At 58.5% G+C, this 14,071-nt stretch carries 12 protein-coding genes; 5 read left to right on the top strand and 7 right to left on the bottom strand.

What is annotated here, in order from left to right; all coding sequences use genetic code 11:
- Positions 1-38 precede the first annotated feature (38 nt).
- Complete coding sequence (locus FAES_RS08505; protein WP_015330796.1) at positions 39-1,406, top strand: sigma-54-dependent transcriptional regulator; 1,368 nt, start codon at positions 39-41, stop codon at positions 1,404-1,406.
- Between the two features lie 110 nt (positions 1,407-1,516).
- Positions 1,517-2,920, top strand: a complete 1,404-nt coding sequence (locus tag FAES_RS08500; protein WP_041257674.1) for a sensor histidine kinase — start codon at positions 1,517-1,519, stop codon at positions 2,918-2,920.
- Positions 2,921-2,931: 11 nt separating this feature from the next.
- On the opposite strand, the gene FAES_RS08495 is transcribed toward FAES_RS08500, so the two are convergent.
- The 4 genes from FAES_RS08495 to FAES_RS08480 all read right to left on the bottom strand — a co-directional run bounded on the left by FAES_RS08495 (position 2,932) and on the right by FAES_RS08480 (position 7,142).
- A complete protein-coding gene (locus FAES_RS08495) occupies positions 2,932-3,330 on the bottom strand; it encodes an iron chaperone (RefSeq protein ID WP_015330794.1) in 399 nt (132 codons plus the stop codon).
- Between the two features lie 87 nt (positions 3,331-3,417).
- Positions 3,418-3,861, bottom strand: coding sequence for a hypothetical protein (locus tag FAES_RS08490; RefSeq protein ID WP_015330793.1), 444 nt, complete (start codon positions 3,859-3,861; stop codon positions 3,418-3,420).
- A gap of 388 nt (positions 3,862-4,249) precedes the next feature.
- Positions 4,250-5,485: a PQQ-dependent sugar dehydrogenase gene (locus FAES_RS08485; RefSeq protein ID WP_015330791.1), complete on the bottom strand. Its 1,236-nt coding sequence runs from the start codon at positions 5,483-5,485 to the stop codon at positions 4,250-4,252.
- 160 nt (positions 5,486-5,645) lie between these two features.
- Entirely contained in the window at positions 5,646-7,142 is a 1,497-nt protein-coding gene (locus FAES_RS08480; RefSeq protein WP_310589944.1) for a T9SS type B sorting domain-containing protein, read from the bottom strand.
- A 218-nt stretch (positions 7,143-7,360) separates the two neighbouring features.
- Between FAES_RS08480 and FAES_RS08475 the strand changes: the two genes are divergently transcribed.
- On the top strand, positions 7,361-7,864 hold the full coding sequence (locus FAES_RS08475; protein ID WP_015330789.1) for a heme-degrading domain-containing protein: 504 nt from the start codon (positions 7,361-7,363) through the stop codon (positions 7,862-7,864).
- 15 nt (positions 7,865-7,879) lie between these two features.
- Here FAES_RS08475 and FAES_RS08470 read toward each other — a convergent pair whose 3' ends face one another.
- From FAES_RS08470 to katG, 3 genes are all read right to left on the bottom strand, one after another.
- The gene (locus FAES_RS08470; RefSeq protein ID WP_015330788.1) at positions 7,880-8,182 is read right to left on the bottom strand and encodes a DUF1330 domain-containing protein; all 303 of its coding nucleotides are present in this window, start codon (positions 8,180-8,182) and stop codon (positions 7,880-7,882) included.
- A gap of 14 nt (positions 8,183-8,196) precedes the next feature.
- Entirely contained in the window at positions 8,197-8,985 is a 789-nt protein-coding gene (locus tag FAES_RS08465; protein WP_148289319.1) for a hypothetical protein, read from the bottom strand.
- A gap of 126 nt (positions 8,986-9,111) precedes the next feature.
- Positions 9,112-11,391, bottom strand: coding sequence for a catalase/peroxidase HPI (gene katG, locus FAES_RS08460; protein ID WP_015330785.1), 2,280 nt, complete (start codon positions 11,389-11,391; stop codon positions 9,112-9,114).
- 358 nt (positions 11,392-11,749) lie between these two features.
- Here katG and FAES_RS08455 point away from each other — a divergent pair, with 358 nt between their 5' ends.
- Both FAES_RS08455 and FAES_RS08450 read left to right on the top strand, forming a co-directional pair.
- Complete coding sequence (locus tag FAES_RS08455) at positions 11,750-12,643, top strand: glycoside hydrolase family 16 protein (RefSeq protein ID WP_051054047.1); 894 nt, start codon at positions 11,750-11,752, stop codon at positions 12,641-12,643.
- 142 nt (positions 12,644-12,785) lie between these two features.
- Positions 12,786-14,066: a DUF2264 domain-containing protein gene (locus FAES_RS08450; protein ID WP_015330783.1), complete on the top strand. Its 1,281-nt coding sequence runs from the start codon at positions 12,786-12,788 to the stop codon at positions 14,064-14,066.
- Positions 14,067-14,071 lie beyond the last annotated feature (5 nt).

Below are 14,071 nucleotides of genomic sequence, written 5' to 3'. Positions count from 1 at the left end.
CCCTTGCCCCACGCGCCGCGCTCCTTATTTTTACCCCTATGCAAACGGCTAAACTTCTCATCGTTGACGACGACCCCGACGTGCTGCTGGCGGCCAAGCTGCTGCTGAAGCGCCACATCGGGCAGGTCGATATTGAAAAAAATCCCGATCGCCTTCCTTTTTTGCTGGGTAACACCAACTACGACGCCGTACTGCTCGACATGAATTTCACGCGCGATGTCAGCTCCGGCAAAGAAGGCTTCGACTGGCTCGACCGCATTCTCGACGCCGACCCAAGCACGCGCGTGGTGCTGTTTACCGCCTATGGCGACGTGGAAATGGCCGTGCGGGCCATCAAGGCCGGTGCCGCCGATTTTGTGCTGAAGCCCTGGGAGAACGACAAGCTGGTGGAGGTGATCAAAACGGCCATCGACAGCAAAAAAGCGAGCGAAGGAGCGGGTGGATCAGGTGCGGCGGCGAAAAAAGGCGGCGCGGCCAACGCCGGTCCGGTCATCGCGCAGAGTGCAGCTATGCGCCAGATTCTCGACACCGTAGAACGCGTAGCCCCCACCGATGCCAACATCCTGATCCTGGGCGAAAACGGCACGGGTAAAGACGTACTGGCCCGCGAAATTCACCGCCTCTCGACCCGCCGCGACAAACCGTTTGTGGCCGCCGACCTGGGTGCGCTGCCCGAAAGCCTGTTTGAAAGCGAACTGTTTGGCCACGTACGCGGTGCCTTTACCGACGCGCGCGACGACCGCGCCGGCCGTTTTGAAGAAGCGCAGGGTGGCACCATTTTCCTGGACGAGATCGGCAACGTCGGTTTGTCGCAACAGGCGCGGCTGCTCACGGTGCTGCAACAGCGGCAGGTGATGCGCGTGGGTAGCAACAAACCCCGCCCCATCGACGTGCGGCTGGTTTGCGCCACCAACGCCGACCTCAACGCCCGGGTGCTAGACCGCTCGTTCCGGCAGGATTTGCTGTATCGGATCAACACCATCGAGTTGCACATTCCACCCCTGCGCCAACGCCCCGACGACATTGGTCCGTTGGCCGAGCACTTTCTGCGGCAGTATCGCAAGCAGTACAACCGGCCCGTGGGGCAGATCAGTCCTGATCTGCTACGCCACCTGAAGCAATATGCCTGGCCCGGTAACGTCCGCGAATTGCAACACGCCATCGAGCGGGCCGTTATTCTGGCGCGGGGCAACACGCTCACCTCCGACGATTTCTTCTTTGGCTCGACACCCGCCGCGATGGGCCAGACCATGCCCGGTAACGACACCTTGCAGATTGAATCGATGGAACGCCGCATGATTCAGCAGGCGATGCAAAAACACGGCGGCAACATCACCGACGTCGCCCGCGAACTGGGCCTGTCGCGGCAAGCCCTCTACCGGCGCATGGAGAAGTATGGACTGTAAAAGGCAGTTTTCACCCTTTTTGTCATCCCTCCTGACGTCGGGATGACAAAAACAGCTCAAATCAGGCAGCCTCCAAACTGAAAACTTAAAACTCCCCAAACTCAAACTTTGTGAATCAATTTACCTGGGGTATATCGTGGCGAATGGCGAGTTTGTCAGTTATGGCCGGGCTGGCAACGTACCTGTGGCTGATCCGTAACGGCCTGGCTACGGGTACGTGGGTGCTACCCACGCTGACGATGCCTCTGCTCGTGATTGTGGGTGGCACGCTGCTTTGGCTGGGCACGAGCCTGTATACCTATACGACGGGCGTGAACCGCAAGCTGACCTACTTTCTGGAGTCGGTGCGGTATTCCGATTTTGCCGTTGGCTTCAACGCCGACAGTCAGCTGGGGCCGTCGTTTTCGCAGTTGAATCAGCAGTTCAACGAGGTGTTGGAAGCGTTTCGGCAGGCGCGAGCCGAGAAAGAAGCCAACCTGCAATACCTCAACACCATTGTCCAACACGTCAGTGTGGGATTACTGGCGTTCGACGCCACCGGACAGGTCGAACTGGTCAACCAGGCGGCGTTGCGGCTGCTCGATACCTACCGGCTGCGCATGCTGAGTGACCTGACCAATCAGTACCCCGACCTGCCCGCCCGCCTCACCGGCCCCGACCGGCAGGCCGCGTTTGCCTATACCACCGCCAACGGTAACGACCTCGCCGTGCGTACCACCGACGTGCGGCTACGGGGGCGGCTGATCACGCTCGTTTCGCTGCAAAACATCCGGTCTGAGTTGCAGCAGAAAGAAGTAGACGCCTGGCAGAACCTGACCAAAGTACTGCGGCACGAGATCATGAACTCGATGACGCCGCTCGTCTCGCTGACCGGCACCATGCAGGCCATTCTCGAACACGACATTGCCCATAACCTTCCGCCCGATCTGCCCGCTACGCCCATCCTGACCGAAGCCGTGGGCGACCTGCGCGACGCGCTCGGCACCATTGCCCAACGTGGCGAGGGGATCATGCGCTTTGTGGATGCCTACCGCAGCTTCACCACCATTCCGGCGCCACGCATGGCCGAGGTATCGGTGGGTACGTTGGTACAGCGGGTGGCCGCGCTGGTACGTCCTTCACTCGACGAACGGCAGATTCAACTCACGCTCGACGTACCCAGTACCGACGCGTCGGCCGAACCATTGCTGATCCGCGCCGACGAAGGCCAACTGGAAATGGTGTTGCTGAATCTGTTGAAAAACGCCCGCGAAGCCCTGGTTCAGACGCCCAAGCCAACTATTCGGCTGGCTGCGTACACCGACGGCACCCGAACGATCATCGACGTAACCGACAACGGCCCCGGCATTGAGCCTGAGGCACTTGAACAGATTTTCATCCCGTTTTTCACGACCAAAAAAACGGGCTCCGGCATTGGACTGAGCCTCTCGCGGCAGATGTTGCAACAGCAGGGCGGGCAGCTCACCGTCAGCACCGAAGTGGGCCGGGGCAGTACTTTCCGGCTTCAGTTCTGAGCGGCCGCACCTTAGCTGATGGTTGCTTTTTGTTGCCGCTTCGCCGCCGCTTTCGCCCGGTTTTCGGCAACCCGATACCGCACCATATCGCGGATCAGGTCGTGCGGAATGGGTTTATCGAATGGAAACTGGATCGAGCCTTTGCCCGTCTTGTAGCCCGCCAGACGCTCCCGGAATGCCTCCTGCCCCGACGGTGTGGCGTAGAAGCCGATGTGCTTCGCGAAGGCCGCGAAATAGACCAGATTGCCGTCGAGCACGTAGGTCGGCATGGCGTATTTGATGGTTTCGGTCGCTTCCGGGGCTGCTTCCCGGATGGTGGCACGTACCTGCGTCAACAGCGATTGCACCGCTGCCGGGAACGTGGCAATGTAATCGTCGATCGTCGTCGGTGTCGATTGGGCAGCGTTCATGTAGCTGGCTGGTTTGGCGTATTATAGCCTACCCAAGAACGCACTTTTCCCCGAAAGGCGCATCGCGCAGCAGTACATTTCCGGCCTCTACCGAACGAACGAGTCGACTAGCGCGAAGGCGTCCTTCGGTTCGTTGGCGCAGGTCGCGCAGAACGTACCCCGCCCATCGACGGGGCCTTCATACCCCAATGGAAAACGCTTCCGGTAGGTGCCATCCTCGCTCATCATCAGTAGTTGTTTACCCGCCCGGTTCGGAACAATCACGTAGGTTTTGGCCGTGCCGGGAATCTTCACCACTACCCCTTTTTGCCCGTTGATCATCCGGGTTCCCAGCTTTTGCAGGGTGTGGCCGCGTTCATTGGCCGCGTACGAATAGGTCATCGTCTTCGCCCCGTTCGTCAGATCAAATGCCAGCTTTTCCCAGTTCGGGCTGGCATAATTTCCGATCATAAAGAAAGCGGACGTTTTGGGTTGGGCGTAGCTGTGGCTGGCCATCAACAAAACCAGCGAGCATGAAAGCAGCGTTTTCATAGCGTTGTCGTCTGCATTATCAACGCGACAGTAGCCCGAAGGTTTGATTTAGTAATGCCCGGCTCCAGCCGGGCATTACGATTAGGGGGCTTTGCGCAGGTATTTCAGCAGGGCCAGAATACCCAGGATGCCCAGCGTCATGCCTACCAGATAAGCCAGTCCGTACAGCACCATAAACAGATAAGGGAGGTAGTGCATTGCGTTCAATGTTCGTATACGATTTGGCTGGAAAGCTACCTCCAAAGAAACAATTGACTGTAGTTAATAGACGAAGAAGGGATACAATCGCTTAACCGGTCTGTCGACAGGATGAACGATCGTATCCCTTCTTTGTCTCAGTCCCATCGGCCTTGGGGTTGTATCCTAAGCCGACGCTCATCAAACCACGCTACTTTCGGTAACTGACCCGGTAAATCACCCCGTTGTTATCGTCGGTGAAAATCAGCGAGCCATCGGGCAGGGTAGCAATCCCAACCGGCCGCCCAAACTGCGACTGGTTATTTTCGACCAGGAAGCCCGTCACAAAATCATCGATCCGAACGGGTTTGCCGTTCTCAAACTTCACCCGAACCACGTTGTAGCCCGATGGTTTGGTCCGGTTCCACGAGCCGCGCATCGTCACAAAGGCGTCGTTTTGATAATCCGCAGGGAAGGCCGCTGTGGCCGAGCTGGGTGCCGTGTAGAACGTCATGGCCAGCGGAGCGGCGTGAGGCGTGTAGCCAAGCGTCGGTACCGTAGTGCGCGCCCGAATCTGGGCGTACGTCGTGTCGCCCATCGGGCGTGGATGTGGGTTGTAGTTCCCATCGCCATAGATATAGGGCCAGCCGTAGAAAGCGCCCTGCTTAATGAGGTTCAGCTCTTCCTGCTGCTGCTCATCGCCCAGCCAGTCGATCCCGTGATCGAAGCCATACAGCTCTTTGGTCTGCGGATGCCAGCCGAAGCCAATGGTGTTGCGCAATCCGCTGGCGTAAATCCGCCGATTGCTGCCGTCGGGGTTCGCTACCAGCATCGTGGCATGTTCGGGATTGGGTTCGGCGCAGGCGTTACAGGTGCTCCCCACGGTGAGGTACATCAGGCCGTCGGGGCCAAACCCGATCGTGCGGTTTGGGTGCTGTCCGGCATCGGGCAGATCGCCAATAAGCTGCCGCAACGTACCCAGCGACCCATCGCCGTTGATAGGCGCTGAAAACACCTCCTTGATGGCCACCAGGTACATCGTTCCCGAATGGATGGTGATACCGTGCACGCTCTTGATGGTAGCGACCACCTGTTTTTCATCGACGACCCCATCCGCGTTGGTGTCGCGGAGCCGCGTCACGGTGCCTGCTTCCCGGTTTGTGACATACACATTGCCCGACTCACTGACGGCCAATTGGCGGGGCTTACCCAACCCATCGGCAAACTTGGCGATGGTGAAGCCAGTTGGCACCCGGAGCTGCCCAATCCGCTGATCGGTAGCGGCCACCAGCGCCGGTTCGAATACATTGCCTTCGACTGTCGAGGTCGTTGGCTGGTCGTTCTTCTCCGGAATCTGGGTGTTGAACGGCTCGTCTTTGTTACAGGCCAGCAACAGGGCCGTCAGGCTTACGCCCAGGAGCGTAGCAGGTCTAAAAAGTCGGTTCATGGTTGACGTTGAGCGTTAATCGCTTTTTAACGCTAACCGGCCCCGACACGAATGGTTTCCGGAAATCGACCCAATAAAATAAATCCTATAGATTTACTATTCTATAAAATCGTAACTCGCTGATTTACTAGCTATTAGATACCCCTAACATTGTAGCCGTTTACTGGGCGAGCAGAATACGGCTGTTGATGGTTTGAAACACCGGTTCTTTACCGAGTCGGCTCAGTTTATAGTCGACCCGCCAGGTATACACCGCCGACTGGCAACGCTGTCCCTTATACGTTCCGTCCCACACGAAGGGTGCGCTGCTTGTCTGGAAGATGAGTTCACCCCAGCGATTGTACACGGCCATCGTTGTGAACGTAATATCGCCGCAGGCAACGGGCTGAAAGACGTCGTTTAATCCGTCGGCATTCGGCGAAAAGGCGTCGGGCGCCTGTATGGTGCATTCGCAGCCGCTGTAATCGATGTCTACGACGTCGCTGACCGTGGCGCAATCGTTGGTCACCGACGCCCGAAACGAGCCCGATGCGTTCACCATCCGGTCGGTTTCGGGGAATGCATCCAGCCAGCGGAACGTCCCTTCGGCTACGGCAGGTTTGATCGTGTACACTTCCAGCCCGCAGAGCTGCTTATCGGGTCCCAAATCGAGCCGGGGCGGCAACACGTACCGCACCTGAATGGTATCGGCGACCGTGCAGCCCGCCCCGGTTACCTGCACCCGGTACGTACCTGGTCCGCGTACCTGATAGGTCGCCTGCCCGCTGCCATCCTGCCAGCGGAACGTACCCGGCACCGGCACACGCAGGGTCATCGAGGCCCCCTCGCACAGAGTGGTATCGCGCCCGAGGCTGAAATCGAGGCTGTAGTCGACGGTGATGGTATCGCTCAGGGTTTTGCAGGCCGTGGTTACGGTTACCCAATACTTACCCGGTTTGGTGACGGTCAGGGTTTGTGCCGTACTGCCCGTGTTCCATTTGTAGTCGATACCGCCGGGGGTGTTGGCGTTGAGCAGCAGCGTACTTTGCCGCCCGCACAGGGTGGTATCGCGGCCCAGATTAAGCCGAATGGGCCGCAGCGACACATCATCGATAAACAGGTAATAATAGCCCAGCAACACCGGCAGTTTGACGAAATTCCCGATGGTAACGTGACGTTCGCCGCCTCTTGCCACGAAACAGCCGCTCAGTTGTTCCCACTGTAACCGCCGCGGCAGCCGTTGCGGGCTGTTGTCGAGCACCTGCACCTGCCCACTGACGCTCAGCAGGTCTTTCAGGGGGGAGTTCAGCGGCTGTTGAGAGAAATACGCCCCAAACGAGCCCGATGGATACCGGGTTGGCGTTGCCGAACTGATGTACATCTCGAACTGATAAGCCTCGCCCGCATCGAGCGGTGTTTTGAGGGGAGTGGCCATGTATTCGGCCCAGCCCAAATCCATAAACAAGCGCCCTAATCCCTGCCCCGAACGCGGCGGCAGGTCCATTTGGCCGGTGTTGAAGCAGGTATGGTAAAAATCGGGAGTAGCCCGGTTGGGGTTATACCAGGGGGCGGCTTCGGAGAGCAGATTGTCCTGTTTGGGGCAGTTCAGGTACGTCTCAAAGCTACCGTTCGGAATCAGTTCCTGCGCCATCACCCCGAGGGGGAGCAGCAAGGCCACCAACAGCTTTCGAACAAACGCCCACTGCACTCGCATATAGCCTCCTATCAATCAAACAAATATCCTTATTTCCCGGACAAGTTGTACGATTTTTTGGCAGTCGATGAGGCGGTTCTAGCGAAAGCCTAAGTGTAGCTACGAGCAACGTACCTAGCCTGTCCCACCTTAATCGCAGGCACCGCTACGCATCAATCGGCCGCCGTGGTTAAGTTTACCGCATGAATTCCTCAATCGACCGCGATCTGGCGCAGATTGCCCATCAGGAAGCGCAGCTTCAATTCGACACCTTCGACGCCGACACGGCCTGGCAGCTGGGTACGTTGCTGAAAGAAGCCGTTGCCGCCCGGCACAAAGCGGTATCGATCGAGATCCGGCTGGTGGGGCAGCCGTTGTTTTTCTACGCCATGCCCGGCACCACGCCCGACAACGACGACTGGATTCGGCGGAAACGGAACGTGGTCGAGCGCTTTCACCGCAGTTCCTACGCGATGGGGCTGGAACTGGCCCGCAAGCAAACATCGCTCGACGACAAGTGGGGCCTTCCCGTTCGGGATTATGCGCCCCACGGCGGTAGTTTCCCCATCTGGCTGCGGGGTACGTTTGTGGGCACCATTACGATTTCAGGCCTGCCGCAGCGCGAAGACCACAGCATCGTGGTGGCGGTGCTGGCCGATTGGCTGAACAAACCGCTGGCCCAACTGGCGCTGACGGAGGCTGTCTGATGCCCAACAAGCCCATTACAGCCTGATGCCCTGAATCAGTACCGACCGCGCTACCGACTGCTCTTTCAGGTGCAGAAACTGCTGACGGCGGTCGTCGCGGCTGAAGGCGTGAAAATCGGCTTCGCTATCAAACTCGACCAGGTGGATTTCATACGGTTTGTCGATCTGATGCTCGATATAGGCCTCATCCGCCGGGCGGATCCGGGCCAGCAGGCGGCCGTTATGGTCGGCAATCAGCGGGATAGCAACTTCCTCAAACTGGTGGAATACAGCTTCCTGCCCTTCCTTAACGTAAATCAATTGCGTAAAATAGATCATCGTATTCTCAAGGCTTAGGCAGCCGGTTTAAAGTCGTCGGGTTTGGTAAAATACTCCAGGCCCAGCATCCAGATTACCCCAATCAGAAAGCTGATTTTCTGCATAATGGGCAGCAATTTCAGAAAGTGTTGGGTGTAATAGATGTAATTATTGGCGTAGAGAACCAGCAGGTAGCTAATCGTTACTAGCTTGAAGCCAAGCAGCTTCGATTTCATGATAAACACAAACACATAAAACAGCGCCAGTAAGCTCAAAAAACTAGCGATACCTATCATTAGATCATGGTAGGGGGTAATGACCAGAAAGGCGAACAGCATAGCGCCCACGCCGCCATAGGCGATGACAGCCGAAGCCGATTTCGACGGAATCCGCCGGGAAAACCGGACAAAAAACACCCCAAAGCTGATGCACAGCAGCAGCATACCGGCAATCGCCCACGGTCGGGCAGGGTTGGCTAACCCATTGACAGCCTGTTCTGAAAACAGATTACAAAGGTAGTTCGTCGTCCAATCGTAGCCAACCGAGTGTGCGTCCCAGTACGAACCGCCAGGATAGTGCGCGGCCGCTACGGCCAGCAGGAGCAGCGCCACGACGAGCCCGATGAGTGTCGTATGTTTTGTCAGCATAATCAGTTCCGTTGGCATAGTCAGGTACGTGACTGATACGGGGCGGCGCTCCGGGTACGTACCGCACAGCTTAAGCCATGGCCGAATCGGAACAAAGTTGGCGCGATCGGGCAAATGCCCTGTCCGTTTTCCACGAACGGTAATCGACAGGGCATTTTCGTGCAGAATCCCCTTCACTGCGTCCGGATAAGTGCCGCATCAGCGCGACGGTGACTGGCTTCAGGTACGTTGCCAGTGGGCATTGGGTACAAAAAAAGGTGGCCTGTTGTCAGACCACCTTTCTTACTCTTTACTTACTGATGACTAGGCCAGGTTGAAGCGGCCCAGATTCATCACTTTATCCCAGGCGGCGACGAAGTCACGCACGAATTTCTCCTGCGAGTCGCTGCATCCGTACACTTCGGCCACGGCGCGCAGCTCGGAGTTCGATCCGAAGATCAGGTCGACGCGGGTGCCGGTCCATTTGGGTTCGCCCGTTTTGCGGTCGCTGCCGACGAACACGGTCTGCGCATCCGAGGTAGCCCGCCAGGTCGTGCTCATATCGAGCAGGTTCACAAAGTAGTCGTTCGTGAGCGCTTCGGGTCGGTTGGTGAAGACACCGTGCTTCGAGTGGTCGAAGTTGGTGTTCAGCACGCGCATCCCGCCGATCAGCACCGTCAGCTGCGGGATCGTCAGCGTCAGCAATTGCGCCTTGTCGATCAACATCTCTTCAGCCGCCGACTTATGTTTGGCGTTGACGTAGTTGCGGAAGCCGTCGGCGCTGTGCTCCATCGCCTGGAACGACACCACGTCGGTTTGCTCCTGCGATGCATCGCCACGACCCGGCGTGAACGGCACCGTTATCTCATGACCGGCATTGCGGGCGCCCTGCTCCACACCGGCACAACCAGCCAGCACGATCAGGTCGGCCATTGAAATCTGTTTGCCGTTGGCCTGCGCCCCGTTGAATTCCTGCTGAATGCCTTCGAGGGTTTGCAGGACGGTAGCCAGTTGCTCGGGGTCGTTTACTTTCCAGTCTTTCTGCGGAGCCAGCCGGAGGCGACCGCCGTTGGTACCACCGCGCTTGTCGGAGTTACGGTAGGTCGAAGCCGATGCCCAGGCGGTAGTCACCAGTTGCGACACCGTCAGGCCCGACGCCAGGATCTTGCTTTTCAGCGCAGCGATATCGTCGGCGTTGACCAGTTCGTGCGTTACGGCGGGCACGGGGTCCTGCCAGATCAACTCTTCGGTGGGCACTTCGGGGCCGAGGTAACGCTCGATAGGGCCCATGTCGCGGTGCGTCAGTTTGAACCAGGCGCGGGCGAAGGCATCAGCAAACTCATCCGGGTTTTCGTAGAACCGCCGTGAGATTTTCGCGTAGGCCGGGTCGGTGATCAGCGCCAGGTCGGTCGTCAGCATCATCGGAGCGTGCCGTTTGGCCGGGTCGTGCGCGTCGGGTACCGTACCGGCACCAGCACCATTCTTAGGCTGCCACTGATGCGCACCGCCGGGGCTCTTGGTCAACTCCCATTCGTAGCTGAACAGGTGATCGAAATAATCGTTGCTCCACTGAGTCGGGGTCTTGGTCCAGGTTACCTCCAGCCCGCTAGTGATGGTGTCGGCACCGTGGCCACGGCCATACGTATTTTTCCAACCCGTGCTCATCTCCTCGATGTTGGCACCAGCGGGTTCAGAACCCACATACTTGGTAGGATCGGCCGCGCCGTGGGTTTTGCCGAAGGTGTGGCCACCCGCGATCAACGCCACCGTCTCTTCGTCGTTCATGGCCATGCGCCCAAACGTCTCGCGGATGTCGTAAGCCGCCCCCATCGGGTCAGGATTGCCCGCCGGGCCTTCGGGGTTCACGTAGATAAGGCCCATGTTGGCCGCACCCAGCGGATGCTCCAGCACGCGCTCCCCATTTTTGCTGCCGGCATACCGGACGCTATCGCCGAGCCATTCCGTTTCTGAACCCCAATAGATGTCTTCTTCGGGCTCCCAGATGTCTTCGCGGCCACCACCGAAACCGAAGGTTTTCAGGCCCATCGACTCCAGCGCGCAGTTACCGGTGAGGATCATCAAATCGGCCCACGACAGTTTCCGGCCATATTTCTGCTTGATCGGCCACAGCAGCAGGCGGGCTTTGTCGAGGTTGGTGTTGTCGGGCCAGCTGTTGAGCGGCGCAAACCGCTGATCGCCCGAGCTGGCGCCACCGCGGCCATCACCGATGCGGTACGTACCGGCGCTGTGCCAGGCCATGCGGATAAAGAACGGGCCGTAGTGACCGTAGTCGGCGGGCCACCAGTCCTGCGAGGTGGTCATCAGGTCGTAGATATCCTGCTTGACAGCCGCCAGATCGAGGCTCTTGAATTCTTCGGCGTAGTTAAAATCATCGTCCATCGGATCCGTCAGCGGCGAGTGCTGGCGGAGGATGTTTAGTTTCAGGGCGTTGGGCCACCAGTCGCGGTTACGCGTACCGCCACCCGCGCTTTTGTTCAGCGCGCCACCTGAAAATGGACATTTGCCCACCGTGTTGACATGGCTATCGTCATTCACGTCCCATACAGATGGGTCTTTGGTATCCTGAGTTCCGTTGTCTCTCATGTTTGGCAGAGTATTATTGGTTGACGGATCAAAAATAAACGAATCTCCTTTATAGTGTTTATTTATTGTTTTTATTTCGCCATAGATTATTTCTATAAATAGGTATTGGACTAACGTATAGGCTAGTAAGCAGTCATGGTGGGGAATCTCACGGCCAGATTGTGAGCGAACGGTAGCTCAGCTACACCACGCCTGCGCCGGTTGCCTGCCCCCGCATTTGTTCGGCTTCATCGGATTTCGGGTAAAAAGTGGCGCTGGTACCTTTATCTGAATTCCGGTATCACAGTCGAACCACGAGCTACTCGTCAGCGAATCGATGGCAGTCAGTAGCTCGTCAGACGACATATCCGTTAAGCTCATGCCCAGTTTTTCCCGCTCTTGTTTGTATCTGCCCGCCCTGTTGCTGCTATTGCGGCTAAACGGTCTGGCTCAGTCCGCGACGGCTCAGTCTGCGACAGCTCAGTCTGTAACGCCCGCCGCCGCCCCTACCGACACGACCTGGCGGCTCGTATGGGCCGACGAATTTGACACCGACGGCCCGCCCAACCCGGCCAACTGGACCTTTGAGCGGGGCTTTGTACGTAACCACGAACTACAGTGGTACCAGCCCGACAATGCCTTTTGCCAGAACGGCAGGCTCATCATTGAAGGACGGCGCGACCAACGCCCTAACCCGCAACACCAGCCCGGCAGCACCGACTGGCGCCGCAGCCGCCCGACCATCGACTACACGGCGGCCAGCCTGAAAACCGAGGGGCTGCACAGCTGGCAGTATGGTCGCTTCGAGATGCGGGGGCGCATCGACGTCAGCCCCGGTTTATGGCCCGCCTTCTGGACCCTGGGCGTTGCGGGGGAATGGCCGTCGAACGGCGAAATCGACATTATGGAGTATTACCGCAACGACCTGCTGGCCAACGTAGCCTGGGGTACGTCGAAGCGCTACACAGCCAACTGGCGCACCACCAAAACGCCGCTCGCCTCGTTAGGCGGGGCCGATTGGGCGAGTCGTTTTCACACCTGGCGCATGGACTGGACACCCGAAGCGATCCGGTTGTTCGTAGATGGGCAATTGCTCAACGAGGTCTTATTGACGCAGACCCTTAATGGAGATGGCTCGGGCAAGAACCCGTTCCGGCAACCACACTACCTGCTGCTGAACCTGGCGATTGGCGGCGACAACGGCGGCGACCCCAGCGGCACGACCTTCCCAACGCGGTACGAAATCGAGTACGTTCGGGTCTACCAGCGGTAAGCATAAACAAGCCTCAGGCCATTCACCAGCCGGTATATCTGGCCGTTTGTCGTCTTCAACCAGGAAAAGCCAGCCCCAACGTACCTGACCTCTCCTCGGCTGCAAATCGGCCTCTTACTACGTACCCAACAAACCACCGCCCATGAAACGCCGGATTATCTGTCTGCTGCTGATCGGATTGTGCGGGCTGATCGGCCTGACCGCGCCGCTACAGGCCCAGTCGAAACGAAACAGCCGGACCCGCTCGGGCACGGCACCTAACTTGACGCCAACTCGCACCGACCGCCAATACTGGCTCTACGAGATGGACCGGATGGTGCGGCCCGTGTTGCAGAGCCTGGCCCACGACAGCCTGCGTATTCTGATGCCCAAAGTAGTATCGAAACGGGTCGACAACCGCGATCAACGGCTGCAGGTGCAGTATGTGGAAGTGCTGGGCCGGGTGCTGAGCGGCATGGCGCCCTGGCTACAGGCCGAAGGTGGCGCCCCCGACGAAGTGGCCCTGCGCAACCAGTACCGGCAGTGGGTGCTCAAAGGCCTGTCCAACGCGCTCGACTCCACGGCCCGCGACTACATGCGGTTCGACATCGCCGGTCAGTCGCTGGTCGATGCGTCGTTTCTGGCGCTGGCGGTCGTGCGGGCGCCGTGGCTGTGGGATCACCTGTCGGCCACTGACCGCGACCGGCTCGTTACGGCCATTCGCAGCACGCGTAAATTCAAGCCGGGTTTTTCCAACTGGCTGTTGTTTTCGGCCATGAACGAAGCCTTTTTCTGCCGCTTCGGCTACGACTGGGACCCGATGCGCGTCGACTACGCGCTGCAACAAATGGAGCAGTGGTACGTGGGCGACGGGATGTACACCGACGGTCCCCGCTATGCCTTCGACTATTACAACAGCTACGTCATTCACCCTTATCTGGCCGCCATTACGGGCATCATCGGCACCAAAACCAACGCCTACGCGGCCATGACCGACAAAATTCGTCGGCGCAACGAACGGTACGCCGTCATCCAGGAACGGCTCATCAACACCGATGGCTCGTTTCCGGCCACGGGTCGCTCCATCGTGTATCGGGGGGCGGCGTTTCATCATCTGGCCGATATAGCCTGGCGAAAGTCCTTGCCAACATCACTGAAACCGGCGCAGGTGCGGGGCGCGCTGACCGCCGTGCTTCGGAAAACACTTGAAAGCCCCACCACCTATCAGAACGGCTGGCTGACCATCGGCCTGTATGGCGCGCAACCCGACATTGCCGACGTGTATAACAACCAGGGGAGCCTCTATCTGGCCACCAGTTTGTTCCTGCCGCTCGGCTTGCCCGCCACCGACCCGTTCTGGGCCGACCCGCCGCAGCCGTGGAGTGCCCAGGCCATCTGGAGCGGCAGCGATTTCCCCAATGACCACGGCGAAGACTTACGCTGACCTTT

Origin of the sequence: Fibrella aestuarina BUZ 2 (genome assembly GCF_000331105.1) — a bacterium.
GTDB lineage: Bacteria > Bacteroidota > Bacteroidia > Cytophagales > Spirosomataceae > Fibrella > Fibrella aestuarina.
This window is presented reverse-complemented; position numbering and strand designations above follow the sequence as displayed.